This is a genomic window from Eupransor demetentiae (assembly GCF_963930865.1).
In the GTDB taxonomy this organism is placed as follows: domain Bacteria; phylum Bacillota; class Bacilli; order Lactobacillales; family Lactobacillaceae; genus Eupransor; species Eupransor demetentiae.
Genome location: NZ_CAWVOH010000002.1, coordinates 161,683 through 174,155, shown reverse-complemented (window position 1 = coordinate 174,155; position 12,473 = coordinate 161,683). Strand labels below are relative to the sequence as shown.

The following is a 12,473-nucleotide window of genomic DNA, read 5'->3' as shown; positions in this document are numbered from 1 at the left end:
CTACCTCTTAGAGTTCACGAAGGGCATCTTGTAAAGCGGTCTTATCAAGCGTTTGTTGGTCAACCTGCTTAATTACTCGTGCAGGTGTTCCAGCAACCAAAGTGTTGGGCGCAACGTCTTCCGTCACGATGGCACCGGCTGCAACAACTGCGCCGTGCCCAACTCGAACGCCTTCGATAACCACGGCATTAGCGCCAATCAAGACGTCATCCTCAATAATGACTGGCTGAGCTGAAGCAGGTTCGATAACCCCAGCCAAGACGGCACCCGCACCAATGTGAGCATGCTTTCCAACCGTGGCACGGCCACCCATGACAACCCCCATGTCAATCATTGAACCGGCCCCGATTTCACAGCCGATGTTGATAATGGCGCCCATCATGACAACCGCCCCATCCCCGATTTGAACTTGATCACGGATGATGGCACCAGGTTCAATACGAGCCTTAATGTTTTTCAAATCCAACAAAGGCACTGCTGAGTTACGCGCATTGTTTTCCAAATGATAATTGCTAATCGCTTCTTGCTTCAAAACCGGTTCCAAGTCCGCCCAGTCACCGAAGACAATCGCTGTGGTTTCGTTTGGAAATACTTCGAGTGTGTCTGGAAAATCAACGGCACTAATGTCACCTTGCAAGTAGGCTTTAACAGGTGTCTTCTTTGGAGCTTCACTGATGTAGCGGATGATTTCTTGTGCGTTCATTTCTTTCATTATTAAAGTGCTCCTTCTTCTGGTAGGTCGAGATCATATTGTTGTAAATCGACTGGTTCTTCTCGGCGAGTCACGAGGTAGTACTGGCCATTATGGACAAAGACGACGGCGGGCTTGCCGTTTAAGTTATAATTCGAGGCCATTGAATAACCGTAAGCACCGGTGGCTAGTATGGCAACGATGTCCCCCGGCTGAGCGCTTGGCATGGGCGCATCTTCGATTAAGATGTCCCCAGACTCACAATACTTACCGGCTAAACGAACGTGTTCCGTAACGGCGGCATGCACATCGTTTGCCAAAACAGCCTCATAATCAGCTTGGTATAATGCCGGACGGATGTTATCGCCCATACCACCGTCAAGTGCTAGGTAAGTTCGAATCCCAGGAACTTCCTTGCGGGAACCAACGGTGTAAAGACTGTAGCCGGCGGGTCCGACAAGTGAACGCCCGGGCTCAATCCAAATTGCGGGAAGGGGCAAGCCCTTATCGCGACAAGCCGTCTTGATGGTTTCAAGGATGGCCCGAACAAATTGTTCTGGTGGAAGAGGTTGGTCGTCTTCGGTGTAGCGAATTCCAAAGCCACCGCCGACGTCAATTACTCGCGGCGTAAAACCAAATTCCTCTTGCCAGTGGGCTGCCAGATCAACCAAGGTTTGACCAGCCATTTCGAAACCAGCTTCTTCAAAAATCTGCGACCCGATGTGGGCGTGCAAGCCCAAAACATCAAAAGCCGGATTAGCAAGGACACGTTCAAGTGCTTCGTCCGCTTGACCAGATTGAAGGTCAAAACCAAACTTTGAATCGACCTGGCCAGTTTGAATGTATTCGTGCGTGTGAGCGGAAATGCCTGGCGTGATTCGAAGAATGACTCGCACGTTCTGCTGGTGCTCCGCCAATAACTCCTCTAGCAGGTCAATTTCATGAAAGTTATCCAAGGCAATCGTGCCTAAACCAACTTCTAATGCGTATTCCAATTCTTCACGCGATTTGTTGTTGCCATGGAAAACCAAATTTTCGGCTGGAAAACCAGCAGCGAGCGCCATGGAAATTTCCCCGGCTGAGACGACATCGGCATGGCAACCGAGTCGATTTAGAAATTGATACAATGCCTTGTTAGCAAAGGCCTTGCTGGCGTAGCAGACGGCGTGTTCAACGCCTTCCTCTTGAAATACTTGTTGAAATCTTTGTACTTGGGATTGAATAATGCCCAGGTCGTAAACAACCAGTGGCGTACCATATTGATGAGCTAACTCAACGGCGTCACAACCACCGATGGTTAAATGCCCTGCTGAGTTTGTTGCTAAATTTGTCATAAGAACCTCCAATTTTGGCGAGAGGTCGACAATTCAATAAAAAAAATTCTTTTGTATGAAAGTGTGTAGCTCACGTTCATACAAAAGAATCCAAGTATCCAAAGAATTTCGGTATCGATTGTCGAAAGCGCTCCACAAGATTATTTTCTTGTGACAGTCCGTCGCCTTTCGGCTAACGTCCCAATCAAACCATTCTGTAAAATGGACTCGATTTCGGCAATCTCACTGTTCGACAAGTGTCATTGTTCTTACAGGAACTCGACTTACTTACTGGTCTCGATTGCGACCTCTTCGTTTGACACCATATTAAATGATTCTAAGAATTATGTCAAACACTTTTAGAAAGAAATTTAGAAAATATTTTTCTTTCTATATATGCAACCAGAAAACGCCGATTTAGAGCTAATTCGAGCTTGCCATTTAACAATTTACTGCTAGAATGCAGGTTAATAAAATGTGAATTTAATTAGACAGGGAGAGCGCCATGGAGTTATTAAAAGTACAGGGGTCGGATAATCGTTTCATTTTGCTGGATCAAACCCTACTTGACCATGCACTAACACAGGACGAACTAACCGCCTTCACCACCTGGGTTTGTCAGGCTGAAAAGACTGATGGTGTCTTGGTTGTTGATCAAGCCAGCCATGCCGGTCCCTTGGGTCAGATGACCGTCATTAACGCTGATGGTAGTCGGGCAAGCATGTGTGGTAATGGCCTGCGGACCGTCGCCCGTTACCTTGCCGATAAGTATGGCCAGGACGAGTTCACGGTGGAAACTCCAGCAGCTGATTTACGCGTTGCTCGCCAAGAAAATTTTGCCATTGGCGTGCCTGCCTTTGCTGTTGAAATTTCACCTATTCGGACTGATTTAACGGCACTTCCAGCACAAAATCTGGGTCAGCGCCCGCTACTCAACACAGTCGTGCCAGAGTTTTCGGACCACTTGCGATTCAGCACTGTGGCGGTGCCCAACCCCCATTTAATCTCCTTTGTTGAAGATGATGAAGATCTCAACAGTACGCTGGCCGAACTAGGGCAGCGTCTAAATGCTGAAAATTCCTATTTCCCACAAGGAGTTAATTTGAACTTCGCAAAAATTTTGGGGAAAAATCAACTCTTTGTCCGCACTTATGAACGGGGCGTCGGCTTCACCAACGCCTGTGGTACCGGCATGTCCGCCACCTCCTGGGCTTTTAGTCAAATTTTTCCAGAAGACTATGATGGCAATGTCTTCATTACGGTTTTCAATCCAGGGGGCATGGTGAAAACTCGTCTCCATTTGGCAGATTCAAACCCTTGGATTGAATTAGTCGGTAACGCAACCATCATGGGTATCTTCGAAGTCGAAGAATCCGCTTTGCACCGTGGTTCATGGTCGGACGGCCAAGTTCACTTTGAAGCTAGTCCGGAACAAGCAGCTTACCAAGATTTTGTGGCAGAAATTAAAAAATAAAAAAGCTCCCATTTGGGAGTTTTTTTGTTAGATATCTTTATTCTTAATTAACAAACTTGAAAAGGCAGCAGCCAAGAAGAAGAAAGCGGAAAAGAGAATCATCGCCGGCATTGATCCTTTAAACAAGGGCAAAACAACGACGGATAAAAGCGAGGCTGCAATCTGTGGTATACAAATTTGGACGTTCATCAAGCCAATGTAGGATCCCATGTATTCACGAGAAACTGCATCTGTAATAAAGGTGACTGGATAAATGTTCAAACCGGCCCAACCAGCACCGAAAATCACAAAAGCAATGGTCATCCAGATCAAGTCATGCGCAAAGTACATCATGCCAAAACTGAATGCTGAAAGGAACATGGCGATGCTAAGGGCAATTCGGAAGTTTTCCTTTTTCAAGCGTGCCAAAAAAATTGTGACGATAACCGCTACTAAGCAATATAAGCCAGAATAAATACCAATCAGATTACCACCCATTTGGTACCCAATGCTGTTGGTATCAGTGGTGTTGTAGATGTTATCCGCCAAAAATCCTGCACCGTAAACCAAAGATAGGAAACTGCGAAAAAGCCAAAGAACTGTACTAATCCGACCAACCAGAAAATCCGAGGGGCTTCCTTAGTCAACTGCCACATCGACTTACGGGGTTGGTCAACATCCCCACCATGTACAGCAGCAAATTCAATAGGATTATTTTCCTTAATTTTAACAACCGTAATCGTGGCCGAAACCAGTAAGGCAAAAGCTGCCAAGTAAAAGGCATATTTAACAGTTGCTGGTACGACGCCCGCTTCTGCTGTGTTGGCCATCCCAAAAGTCGTCATCACAAAGGGCGTGATTGAAGCAATGGTAGCGCCGGCATTTAACAATTGGGATTGAATGGAATAGGCTTGGCCACGCTGTTCTTGGTTAACCAAGTCGCCCACCATCATTTTGTACGGCTGCACTGCAATGTTGGAGGCAATCATGAAAATCCCGAGAATCGCCGTTGCAACCCATACTGCAATCGTCGTCGGCCAACCGAAAGATCCTGAATTCGGCAACAAAATCAAAGTCAGCGCCGTCAAAATCGAGCCGATAATAAGATAAGGAACACGACGACCACCCAGTTTGGGCAGCCAAGTCTGGTCAGAATACTTCCCAATAATGGGTTGAACAAAGAGTCCTGTAAGAGGCGGAATGATAAAAATAATGCCCAGCAATTCCGGACTTGCACCGATCGTCTGGAATAATCGGCCCAACTGCGAAGATTCCAAACCAAAGGCCATCTGCGTCCCGAAAATACCAAATGACAAGTAAAATAGATAGGCTAATGAACGTTGCGGTAATTGATGTTTTTTTGAATTTTCTTGCGGCATAATTACGGTAACTCCTAGTTATTATATTCACATAGTTAGCTTAACAAAAAGTATTTTACAGTATAAACGCTTAATTTACCACATAAAAACACGAAATTAATTTGATTATTTATTAACAAATTAGAGCAAATAAAAAACTCTCGAATCATCAAGAGTTTTTAAAACAAATTCAAAATCGCCAGCGAAACGATTCCAATCAGGACCGTCAATAAGAGATTCTTGGTGAGGATGGCCGCTAATAAAGTCGGTCCCGAAGCAACCAAATTTTTCCAATCGATCTCAGGTAAATGACCAGGATGGGCAATCAGCAAACTCTGGAACCAAAGTGCCGACATGATGGCAATTGGCACAAATGACAGAAATTCAACGACCCCTTCTGACAACTTGAATTTTTTCAGCAGCAAAAAAGGCAATACTCGTGAAAGCCAAGTTACACTGGCACAAACAGCGATGGTGATGATAACAAAACTATTTGAAGGCACGGTTAACCCCCATTCCAAAGAAACATGCGAGAATCGTTACAAAAAGAATAATCATGTGGGGCGAAATAAAAATCAACCCGAAATACATGGCCACAAAGACGAAAATAATCACGGCGAGTTGATGTTTGAAAGAAAGACCCTTATCAGACTCCAGCTGAAAATAAACCAAGCCAATAAACATGGCCGTGATGGCAAAACCAAGCCCAAGCTTCTGTGGATCTGTAATTAAGCCACTCAAAAGTGCACCCAAAAGCGTCCCGAAAACCCAGGCGAAATAAGCCACCAAATTAGCAGCATGGTACCACTCAAAAGTTAATTTTTGCCCAGTAAAATTCAGTTTGTTAACACCCAAAGCAAAGCTTTCGTCGGTCAAATAAGTCCCAATCAGAGCGTTGCGCAAATACGATTCTTCCTTGAAGTAAGGCGCCACCGTCACACTAGCCAAAATGAAACGGGAATTGATCAAAAAGACCGCTAAAGCAATGGCGCCAACACTGTTATGTGCAGCTAACATGCTAATCATGGCAAACTGCGAAGCACCAGCAAAAACAATAGCTGAAATGGCAACCACCAAAAAAATATTCAATCCTGCCGTCTTGGCGATCATCCCAAAAGCCGCGCTAATTCCAATGAAACCAAAGACCGTCGGCAATGATTCTCGGATCCCAGTCCGGAAATCTAACAGTTCATTCATATTCTAAGCTTCTCTCATTTAAATTTAATATTAAGTATACCATAGCCTGATTTTAAGCCAACAAAAAAAGATCGCCAGCTGTGCGAAGACCGGTAATCTTTCATCTACAATTCTTTTATAAGATTGTGGCGGTAACATTTCTGAGAAGCTCTTGCTATACTAAAAATAATCTAGCAAATACGAAGGAATTAAACGATGGGATACTTATTTTTAACACTGGCCATCTGTGGCGAACTAATCGGCACTAATCTTTTGAAAGCTTCCAATGGCTTTTCCGTTCTATGGGCTAGCGTGGGAGCACTAGCAGCATACGGCGTTTGCTTTTATTTCTTAGCAATTGCCATGAAAACCATCAACATTAGCGTCGTTTATGCCATCTGGGCCGGCGTCGGTATTGTCTTAACGGCGGTTTTGAATGTTGTCATTTGGCGAGAAAGCCTCAACATCCCCACCCTGCTCGGCCTCATGCTAATTGTGGTCGGGGCAGTAATATTAAATCTTTACGGTCCTGGTCATTAAAAACGCAGGCGGAATAGTTCAGCAAAGAATGAAACCGTACGAATTAAAAGGGTAATTGAACTAAGGGCAGCTGTCCAAAGTAAAACTTTTTGCGTTTCAGCAACTTTTTGTTGACGATTATTAACTTTGTTCATAACGAACTTCCTTTCTATGGCCAAACCTCTCTCCTTGCCTGGTCATGCAATGATTTTTATATTTGAGATAGTGATGTTGCAAGGCAACCAATGATTAATAACTGTGATTGGACGTGCTATTCCAGGTATTTTGCTGCTGGAGTAACTGGGCAGACGCGTTCTTGCGTAACTGCATCCGCAGCTTTGCAATCTCACGAGCTTGTGGGTCGTGAATCTGAGCCAGTTCATCACGATCCGATGCCCATTGCCAAATCACACCGATGATGAGGAGAACCCCACCAAAGAGACCGACCCAAAGTGGGTGATCGGCGATTGATTGAATAATATTTTCTACAGCTGATTCCATCGAAAAGCCTTCTTTCTTCGTTACAAAAATATTACTGTAACGTTATTGTAACAAAGACAAAAAGAAATTGTCAAAATTTTATTAAATTTGGACAAATAAATCGCGATTTTATACATTTAATATGTTTATGCAGCATAAATGTAACATTAATGTTACATTTATGACTCGATTTTCATGTAAAAAAGCGCCTCGCACACATGCAAGACGCTTTTAAATTACGAAATATTACGAAATATTACAAATATTACACATCCGTGTCAGAAATCAGAAGTGAGGCGAGACCGGCAGCAAAAAGAACAAAAGCCGCCAAGAAAATCATCGCCGGCATCGAACCATGGAACATTGGTAGAAAAATCACCGATAGTATCGAAGCAGCAATTTGGGGAATGCAGACCTGAATGTTCATCAACCCTATATAAGTCCCCATATAATCCTTTGGCGCGGCATCCGTGATAAAGGTTACGGGATATATATTAGTTCCCGACCAGCCAACGCCGACTAAAACAAAGGCAACCGTCATCCAAACTAAGTCATGCGCTAGGAAAATCAAGACGAAACCTGCTCCAGCGATAAAGAGCGTGATTGTCCAAGCCAAACGGTAATACTTCCGTGGTAAACGCGACAAGAGAATCGTCACAAAGACAATGACTAGGGCGTAAAAAGCAGAATAGATTCCAAATAAATTTCCACCAGCCTGGTAACCAGCAGAATTAGCATCAACAGCGTTATAAATGTTCTTGGCCATCGCACCCGCACCATAAACCCATAAATAGGAAAAGGCGAAAAAGGCAAAGAACTGGACAAGGCCAACTAGCCAAAAAATTCTTGCTGACTCCTTGGTTAACTGCCACATGGATTTGCGTGGTGTTTCTTCGGCGGCTGCTTGCCCATGTAGAGCTTTAAATTCAGCCGGCGACAGTTCATCAATTTGCCAAATTGTCACAATGGAGCAGAGTGCAATCGCGGCAGCGGCGAAATAAAAAGCATACTTAACCGTGTCGGGGACCACGCCAGCCTTGGCAGTGTTACTAATCCCAATCGACGTCATCACAAAGGGCGTGATGGTTGCCAAAACCGTCCCACCGTTCATCAATAAAGACTGAATGGAGAAGGCCTGCCCACGCTGTTCGTCAGAAACTAAATCCCCCACCAACATCTTATAGGGCTGCGCACAAATATTCGAGGCAATCATGAAAACACCTAGAACAAGAGTTGCGACAGAAACCGCAATGGCCGTTGATCAGCCAAAGGAACCAGAATTGGGCAGAACTACTAAGGAAAGAACCGTTAAAATACTACCGATAATCAGATAGGGCATTCGCCGGCCACCAAGCTTGGGCAACCAAGTCTGATCCGAATACTTTCCTACCAAGGGCTGGACAAGCATCCCCGTCAACGGTGGAATAATGAAAATCATGCCCAGCACTTCTGGTGCGGCACCAATTGTTTGAAAAAGCCGGCCCAGCTGCGATGATTCCAAGCCAAAGGCCATTTGTGTCCCAAACAAACCAAAACTAAGGTAAATCAAATATTTCAATGAACGCTTGGGCAAACCCTGCTGCTTGTCTTGCATGTAAATCCCCTCTTCAACTACTTTCTTCACTTATATCTTACGACAAAAGGTCCGCCTAACAAAGCGCTTTTCAGACCAGTGCAATTTAACAAAAGGGCCACTTAGTGTTAAAGTGAACATAGACAGTTTAAAAAGAAAGGAAGGTACTTATGCAGGCTCCTCGCCGCAAACACCATTCACAACATCACATTCATTTCGATACATTTATCCATTACATTTCCTGGATTGCGACCATCCTATCGGTCCTAATGTACGTTACTTATATTCCACAAATTGGACAGAACTTGGCCGGCAACAAAGGCACGCCTTTGCAGCCCCTCGTCGCAGCGTTGAACTGTTCCCTCTGGGTTTTTTACGGACTTTTCAAGCATCCCCGCGACCTACCGTTGGCCATTGCCAACATGCCCGGCATCCTCTTTGGCTTGCTAACATTCTGGACTGCTTTATAATCTTATTTAGCAGGAGGAATCGGCATGCAAGTTACAGGTGTTGATGCGTTCACTTTTGGTGGACTTCAAAAGAAACTCAACAAAGAATTAGACCAACTCTATCAAGAAAATAAAAAAGTAATCGACGTTAAGTATTCGTCGCCATCGGCTTCGTACTACTCCGCCTTGATTCTTTATCAAACTGAATTATAAAAAAGGCAGCTCGCCATGAGCTGCCTTTTAGTTTAGATTTTTTCAGCAATTTCGTCAGCCATTTTGGCAAAATCGGACTGATATTTGGCAAGAATGGCATCAGCATCCCCGACATTCAAAGCACCCGGTTTAATCCATACTTGCAGCTGGGTGGGCACTTCCTCCAACTTCAAGAAGGAGAAAACCATTTGGAGTGCCGTAGCCGCCTTACCACCGCCGTGTCCGCCAAAAGAAACCAAGCCGACCGGCTTGCCGCTCCACTCAGCAAAAACCGTATCGAGGGCATTCTTCAAAACGGCGGGATAGCCGCCATTATACTGCGGCATGACGATAATAAAGCCATCACAGGCGGCAATGGCCTTGGCCCATGCACGAGTTGCAGGCATTTGATAATGACCCGCTGCCGGCAATTCCGGTTCATCCAACCAAGGTAAGTTCACGCTACCCAAATCAAGTAGTTCGGTATCAAATGGCATATCGGACAGGTTTCTTTGCAGCCATTGACCAATAATCAATGAACTTCGTTGGGAACGGTTGGACCCAATGATAATACCGATTTTCTTCATAAACTTAGCTCTTTTCACAAGTGGGATTGACGTACAATTTCCCGTCTAGATGTAATCAGGTATATTCTACCAGGATAATTTTCACAAAGTAAGACTCTTATTTAGAGAAAGTAGACGTTATACTTCAGGTGCACAATCGGTGCGTATCGAAAGGAAAGTCGTATGTTGAACAATCCTGGCCAATCGGCCAATTTTGTCACTTATGCCCGGGAAAAGAAAATCTACATCATTTTGATGATTCTGGGCCTACTGTCTCTGTCCTTGGCAAGTGCTTTTGATTATCAAATTAGCCACGCCGTTATCAATCAGAACTCGATCTTTGGTGTTATTTTCCAAACTGCAGCCGATCAAGGCGCCAACCTTTTACTGATCATCGCCTTTCAAATTTTAGCTTTTTATAGCTGGCAGCGTGATCCGCAAAAGCTCAGTAACAAAGCGCTAAGCGCCGGTTTCATCGCTTTATCTTTTAATCAGATTCTCGCCTTATTGCAGGACTTTCTATCCTACTTATTCTCCGCCATCCACAATGCCCAAGATGGCATTGCATTGGGTAAGGCCAACAATACTAGCGCCAGCCTCAACTATCCCGAAAGTCTGCGCTGGTTGCTGGCAATCGTCCTACTATTATTCATAATGGCAGCCATCTGGCATGCTTTGAGTCGCCTAAACGAAGCGGATTTAAACTACCTACTGCGTGCCGCCTTGGTTGCCGTCGTCCTAGTTTTCGTGGCCAACCTAACCATCAATGAAATGAAAAGTCTTTGGGGTCGCTACCGTCCCTACGAAACCATTTTGGCCGGCCATCCCGACCACTTCACCCCTTGGTATCATCTTAATGGCATGAATGGTCACAATTCCTTTCCATCCGGCCACACGACCTCGGGATGGCTGTGGCTCTACCTACCCTTCTTCATTCCCCGTAGTAAGGTTCGTCCACAGCTGATTTTGACGGTCTTAGGCTTGTCCGTTGCAATTTTGACAGCGCTTAGCCGAGTCCGCATCGGGGCCCATTGGCTGAGTGATGTGACGGTAGCGAGTTTGATTGTTGGTAACCTCGTCTTTCTTGCCAGCCGCCTCCTACAAGCCCATTTTGTTGAACATGAAAAAGTAGCTGTAAAAAACTCGTAACATACAATAAGAACATTAATCCTTTGAGTGTCTAATATCGTTCTTGAAAAGCTGCACTATGTTTCAAGAATGTTAAAAGATTTACATTCAGATTAAAAAGGCTGTAGAAGCCCCTTTTCTCGGACATTTATTGCTAAACTATTAGTAGTTTAGGAATTGGGAGAAAGAATATGGGAATGGAAAAAGAACGTACTTTTAAGCCGACGCCCCGCCGCGTTGCTGTTTTAGCAGCCATGGTTTTGATGATTATGGGCGCTCTTTGGATTGCTGCGGTGCATGCCGCCAACGAATCAAACTACGTGCCTTACAGCCGTCGTACGCAGTCATCAAAGTCCAAGGGCCAGATGATTTTCACCAAGGTTAAGGATCAAATATTGGGCTAAATCATGAACATCATGAAGTTAGCACGAAAGCTATCCCCTTTATTTCTTTTGGCCCTGGCCTGGGCGTCCGGGCTTGTTGACCGCCTACCAGAACCAATTCGTTTCACCCTTTTCTTACTGACTGTCGTCGTTTCAATCTTGTCCGTCCAAGAAGTACAAGAAAAGAAAAAGCCCTGAAAATTTTCAGGGCTTTTTTCGTACTATTAATTAAGGTGCAGCGTAGCGTTGACTTGGTCAACATTTTGGCGAGCGCGCAACATGGAAATTGACCAAATAATGACGTAGACAATGATGAAGATCACGACAAAGATTAGTGTGCCATCCCAACCGGTGATATCCCAGCCGGCGTTAAAAGCCAAGATGGCGAAACCGATAAAGGTCCAAGCGAAGTGAATAATCGTCTTCTTCGTGATACTGCCGTCCATGTAGTTGAAAATCAAGGCCCCGACACCAAAGACAATGCCCATGCCCATCCAAAGCAAGCCGGCCACCAAGGTTGCTTGAAGGGGCGTGCTGAAGCGGTTGACCCAGTCGGGACTAGCCGGCATGAAGTACTTGGTTTCATTTAATAGTGAACAAACCATGGCAACGGTGAAGCCAACGAAGAAACCAATGATGGCACTGTGCAGAACGACGCGAATTACTTTTTTAATCATGACAGATACTCCTTACGAATACTTTGCATATAACGACGAGAAACGGGACTGATGGAACCATCTTTTAAGATGAGCTGATAGGCTCCGGTTTTGCTTAAATCAAAGCGCTTGATGATAGCGCGGTTAACGATTTCAGCGGCAGAAATTCGAATGAAACGGTGATGGGACAAACGGTTGCGCATTTGATAAATTCGTTCTGGAATTTCGTAACTCTGCGCGCCAATTTGGCAGTAAACCCGCTTGGCTGAAGTATAGATTCGGTGAATTTGGAAGACCGGAAAGTTGCGGTAACCGTCTTCGGTTTTAATGGTGAACTGTTCTTGATCAACTAAATCTTGAAGGTTGGCCAGTAAAGCTTGGTTATCGGCACTATCCTGGCGAACCGTCAGACTGAGCAAGTCTCCAGCGGCCTCCGAATTAATTTTATAGGTGACTTTCATCTTCTCTCCTTTCGACACTTATAGTTATAGGCCAAATTGTTTGTCGTGTCGCCCAATTCCGACTATCTGGTTCTA

General features: G+C 44.9%; 20 protein-coding genes and 1 riboswitch. Of the genes, 7 read left to right on the top strand and 13 right to left on the bottom strand.

Annotated elements, in window-relative coordinates:
- Positions 1 to 7: 7 nt before the first annotated feature.
- Both dapD and lysA read right to left on the bottom strand, forming a co-directional pair.
- Positions 8 to 712 carry a 2,3,4,5-tetrahydropyridine-2,6-dicarboxylate N-acetyltransferase gene (dapD, locus tag ABSY64_RS05240; RefSeq protein WP_349642032.1) on the bottom strand — a complete coding sequence of 235 codons (705 nt, stop codon included), beginning with the start codon at positions 710 to 712 and terminating at the stop codon, positions 8 to 10.
- A 2-nt stretch (positions 713 to 714) separates the two neighbouring features.
- Positions 715 to 2,025 carry a diaminopimelate decarboxylase gene (lysA, locus tag ABSY64_RS05235; RefSeq protein WP_349642031.1) on the bottom strand — a complete coding sequence of 437 codons (1,311 nt, stop codon included), beginning with the start codon at positions 2,023 to 2,025 and terminating at the stop codon, positions 715 to 717.
- A 117-nt stretch (positions 2,026 to 2,142) separates the two neighbouring features.
- Positions 2,143 to 2,325: riboswitch (Lysine riboswitch) on the bottom strand.
- A gap of 184 nt (positions 2,326 to 2,509) precedes the next feature.
- Between lysA and dapF the strand changes: the two genes are divergently transcribed.
- Entirely contained in the window at positions 2,510 to 3,478 is a 969-nt protein-coding gene (dapF, locus tag ABSY64_RS05230) for a diaminopimelate epimerase (RefSeq protein WP_349642030.1), read from the top strand.
- A gap of 27 nt (positions 3,479 to 3,505) precedes the next feature.
- On the opposite strand, the gene ABSY64_RS05225 is transcribed toward dapF, so the two are convergent.
- The 4 genes from ABSY64_RS05225 to ABSY64_RS05210 all read right to left on the bottom strand — a co-directional run bounded on the left by ABSY64_RS05225 (position 3,506) and on the right by ABSY64_RS05210 (position 6,012).
- On the bottom strand, positions 3,506 to 4,006 hold the full coding sequence (locus ABSY64_RS05225; protein ID WP_349642029.1) for an MFS transporter: 501 nt from the start codon (positions 4,004 to 4,006) through the stop codon (positions 3,506 to 3,508).
- Positions 3,940 to 4,836 (bottom strand): MFS transporter, encoded by an 897-nt coding sequence (locus tag ABSY64_RS05220; protein ID WP_349642028.1) that lies wholly within the window; start codon positions 4,834 to 4,836, stop codon positions 3,940 to 3,942. The genes ABSY64_RS05225 and ABSY64_RS05220 overlap by 67 nt, the downstream gene beginning before the upstream one ends.
- 158 nt (positions 4,837 to 4,994) lie before the next feature.
- Positions 4,995 to 5,318 carry an AzlD domain-containing protein gene (locus ABSY64_RS05215; protein ID WP_349642027.1) on the bottom strand — a complete coding sequence of 108 codons (324 nt, stop codon included), beginning with the start codon at positions 5,316 to 5,318 and terminating at the stop codon, positions 4,995 to 4,997.
- Positions 5,305 to 6,012 (bottom strand): AzlC family ABC transporter permease, encoded by a 708-nt coding sequence (locus ABSY64_RS05210; RefSeq protein WP_349642026.1) that lies wholly within the window; start codon positions 6,010 to 6,012, stop codon positions 5,305 to 5,307. Before ABSY64_RS05210 ends, ABSY64_RS05215 begins: the two co-directional genes overlap by 14 nt.
- Positions 6,013 to 6,207: 195 nt before the next feature.
- On the opposite strand from ABSY64_RS05210, the gene ABSY64_RS05205 reads away from it, so the two are divergent.
- Entirely contained in the window at positions 6,208 to 6,531 is a 324-nt protein-coding gene (locus ABSY64_RS05205) for a DMT family transporter (RefSeq protein ID WP_349642025.1), read from the top strand.
- Here ABSY64_RS05205 and ABSY64_RS05200 read toward each other — a convergent pair.
- The 4 genes from ABSY64_RS05200 to ABSY64_RS05185 form a co-directional block, all read right to left on the bottom strand.
- Positions 6,528 to 6,665, bottom strand: a complete 138-nt coding sequence (locus ABSY64_RS05200; RefSeq protein ID WP_349642024.1) for a hypothetical protein — start codon at positions 6,663 to 6,665, stop codon at positions 6,528 to 6,530. The genes ABSY64_RS05205 and ABSY64_RS05200 overlap by 4 nt on opposite strands.
- A gap of 94 nt (positions 6,666 to 6,759) precedes the next feature.
- Positions 6,760 to 7,011 (bottom strand): hypothetical protein, encoded by a 252-nt coding sequence (locus ABSY64_RS05195; protein WP_349642023.1) that lies wholly within the window; start codon positions 7,009 to 7,011, stop codon positions 6,760 to 6,762.
- Between the two features lie 244 nt (positions 7,012 to 7,255).
- A complete protein-coding gene (locus ABSY64_RS05190) occupies positions 7,256 to 8,203 on the bottom strand; it encodes an MFS transporter (RefSeq protein WP_349642022.1) in 948 nt (315 codons plus the stop codon).
- 48 nt (positions 8,204 to 8,251) lie between these two features.
- On the bottom strand, positions 8,252 to 8,614 hold the full coding sequence (locus ABSY64_RS05185; protein ID WP_349642021.1) for an MFS transporter: 363 nt from the start codon (positions 8,612 to 8,614) through the stop codon (positions 8,252 to 8,254).
- 119 nt (positions 8,615 to 8,733) lie between these two features.
- Here ABSY64_RS05185 and ABSY64_RS05180 point away from each other — a divergent pair, with 119 nt between their 5' ends.
- Both ABSY64_RS05180 and ABSY64_RS05175 read left to right on the top strand, forming a co-directional pair.
- Positions 8,734 to 9,033: a SemiSWEET family transporter gene (locus ABSY64_RS05180; RefSeq protein ID WP_349642020.1), complete on the top strand. Its 300-nt coding sequence runs from the start codon at positions 8,734 to 8,736 to the stop codon at positions 9,031 to 9,033.
- Between the two features lie 24 nt (positions 9,034 to 9,057).
- Entirely contained in the window at positions 9,058 to 9,225 is a 168-nt protein-coding gene (locus ABSY64_RS05175) for a hypothetical protein (RefSeq protein ID WP_349642019.1), read from the top strand.
- A gap of 32 nt (positions 9,226 to 9,257) precedes the next feature.
- Here the strand turns inward: ABSY64_RS05175 and ABSY64_RS05170 are convergent, their stop codons facing one another.
- On the bottom strand, positions 9,258 to 9,791 hold the full coding sequence (locus tag ABSY64_RS05170) for an NADPH-dependent FMN reductase (RefSeq protein ID WP_349642018.1): 534 nt from the start codon (positions 9,789 to 9,791) through the stop codon (positions 9,258 to 9,260).
- A gap of 162 nt (positions 9,792 to 9,953) precedes the next feature.
- Between ABSY64_RS05170 and ABSY64_RS05165 the strand changes: the two genes are divergently transcribed.
- The 3 genes from ABSY64_RS05165 to ABSY64_RS05155 all read left to right on the top strand — a co-directional run bounded on the left by ABSY64_RS05165 (position 9,954) and on the right by ABSY64_RS05155 (position 11,479).
- A complete protein-coding gene (locus tag ABSY64_RS05165; protein WP_349642017.1) occupies positions 9,954 to 10,919 on the top strand; it encodes a phosphatase PAP2 family protein in 966 nt (321 codons plus the stop codon).
- Between the two features lie 170 nt (positions 10,920 to 11,089).
- Positions 11,090 to 11,302, top strand: coding sequence for a hypothetical protein (locus ABSY64_RS05160; RefSeq protein WP_349642016.1), 213 nt, complete (start codon positions 11,090 to 11,092; stop codon positions 11,300 to 11,302).
- Between the two features lie 3 nt (positions 11,303 to 11,305).
- Positions 11,306 to 11,479 carry a hypothetical protein gene (locus ABSY64_RS05155; protein ID WP_349642015.1) on the top strand — a complete coding sequence of 58 codons (174 nt, stop codon included), beginning with the start codon at positions 11,306 to 11,308 and terminating at the stop codon, positions 11,477 to 11,479.
- A 26-nt stretch (positions 11,480 to 11,505) separates the two neighbouring features.
- Here ABSY64_RS05155 and ABSY64_RS05150 read toward each other — a convergent pair whose 3' ends face one another.
- Together ABSY64_RS05150 and ABSY64_RS05145 are read right to left on the bottom strand one after the other, a co-directional pair.
- A complete protein-coding gene (locus ABSY64_RS05150) occupies positions 11,506 to 11,958 on the bottom strand; it encodes a DUF3021 domain-containing protein (protein ID WP_349642014.1) in 453 nt (150 codons plus the stop codon).
- On the bottom strand, positions 11,955 to 12,398 hold the full coding sequence (locus ABSY64_RS05145) for a LytTR family DNA-binding domain-containing protein (RefSeq protein WP_349642013.1): 444 nt from the start codon (positions 12,396 to 12,398) through the stop codon (positions 11,955 to 11,957). Before ABSY64_RS05145 ends, ABSY64_RS05150 begins: the two co-directional genes overlap by 4 nt.
- Between the last annotated feature and the right edge of the window lie 75 nt (positions 12,399 to 12,473).

What these genes read in the sequence shown, in the direction of transcription:
- dapD (WP_349642032.1), bottom strand. Translation starts at nt 712, where the DNA reads ATGAAAGAAATGAACGCACAAGAAATCATCCGCTACATCAGTGAAGCT.
- lysA (WP_349642031.1), bottom strand. Translation starts at nt 2,025, where the DNA reads ATGACAAATTTAGCAACAAACTCAGCAGGGCATTTAACCATCGGTGGT.
- dapF (WP_349642030.1), top strand. Translation starts at nt 2,510, where the DNA reads ATGGAGTTATTAAAAGTACAGGGGTCGGATAATCGTTTCATTTTGCTG.
- ABSY64_RS05220 (WP_349642028.1), bottom strand. Translation starts at nt 4,836, where the DNA reads ATGCCGCAAGAAAATTCAAAAAAACATCAATTACCGCAACGTTCATTA.
- ABSY64_RS05210 (WP_349642026.1), bottom strand. Translation starts at nt 6,012, where the DNA reads ATGAATGAACTGTTAGATTTCCGGACTGGGATCCGAGAATCATTGCCG.
- ABSY64_RS05205 (WP_349642025.1), top strand. Translation starts at nt 6,208, where the DNA reads ATGGGATACTTATTTTTAACACTGGCCATCTGTGGCGAACTAATCGGC.
- ABSY64_RS05200 (WP_349642024.1), bottom strand. Translation starts at nt 6,665, where the DNA reads ATGAACAAAGTTAATAATCGTCAACAAAAAGTTGCTGAAACGCAAAAA.
- ABSY64_RS05195 (WP_349642023.1), bottom strand. Translation starts at nt 7,011, where the DNA reads ATGGAATCAGCTGTAGAAAATATTATTCAATCAATCGCCGATCACCCA.
- ABSY64_RS05190 (WP_349642022.1), bottom strand. Translation starts at nt 8,203, where the DNA reads ATGATTGCCTCGAATATTTGTGCGCAGCCCTATAAGATGTTGGTGGGG.
- ABSY64_RS05180 (WP_349642020.1), top strand. Translation starts at nt 8,734, where the DNA reads ATGCAGGCTCCTCGCCGCAAACACCATTCACAACATCACATTCATTTC.
- ABSY64_RS05175 (WP_349642019.1), top strand. Translation starts at nt 9,058, where the DNA reads ATGCAAGTTACAGGTGTTGATGCGTTCACTTTTGGTGGACTTCAAAAG.
- ABSY64_RS05170 (WP_349642018.1), bottom strand. Translation starts at nt 9,791, where the DNA reads ATGAAGAAAATCGGTATTATCATTGGGTCCAACCGTTCCCAACGAAGT.
- ABSY64_RS05165 (WP_349642017.1), top strand. Translation starts at nt 9,954, where the DNA reads ATGTTGAACAATCCTGGCCAATCGGCCAATTTTGTCACTTATGCCCGG.
- ABSY64_RS05160 (WP_349642016.1), top strand. Translation starts at nt 11,090, where the DNA reads ATGGGAATGGAAAAAGAACGTACTTTTAAGCCGACGCCCCGCCGCGTT.
- ABSY64_RS05155 (WP_349642015.1), top strand. Translation starts at nt 11,306, where the DNA reads ATGAACATCATGAAGTTAGCACGAAAGCTATCCCCTTTATTTCTTTTG.
- ABSY64_RS05150 (WP_349642014.1), bottom strand. Translation starts at nt 11,958, where the DNA reads ATGATTAAAAAAGTAATTCGCGTCGTTCTGCACAGTGCCATCATTGGT.
- ABSY64_RS05145 (WP_349642013.1), bottom strand. Translation starts at nt 12,398, where the DNA reads ATGAAAGTCACCTATAAAATTAATTCGGAGGCCGCTGGAGACTTGCTC.